This window comes from Bacillus sp. SIMBA_074, from assembly GCF_046534555.1.
In the GTDB taxonomy this organism is placed as follows: domain Bacteria; phylum Bacillota; class Bacilli; order Bacillales; family Bacillaceae_G; genus Bacillus_A; species Bacillus_A mycoides.
In genome coordinates, this window is record NZ_JAWRYM010000434.1 from 1 (window position 1) to 276 (window position 276).

Here is a 276-nt window from a genome sequence, read left to right on the forward strand (position 1 = left end):
GCCGATCAACCCGGCGGCGACGGTCGCGATCAGACCGGAGATGACGAGCGCGACGACGAGCCGGCTGAGCTCCTCCTCCTGCTCGGCCAGCCCGTACGAGACCTGGACCACCTTGCCGTGACGCACATCCGTCTCGGTCAGGTAGCGCTGGCCGTCCGCCGCAACGACCGACGACACGGAGCCGCCGTGGGCGATCACCCGGTCGAGAGCCGACTCGTCTGGCAGTCCCTCCGGCAGGTCGGGGGAGCTGTCGCGCCCGTCGGGCATGACCACCGT

Annotated in this window: 1 protein-coding gene; it reads right to left on the reverse strand. The window is 71.0% G+C overall.

Features of this window, described 5'->3' with window-relative positions; translation table 11 throughout:
- On the reverse strand, window positions 1–276 hold a 276-nt coding region (locus SB773_RS31470; RefSeq protein WP_410594232.1), incomplete at both ends, for a hypothetical protein.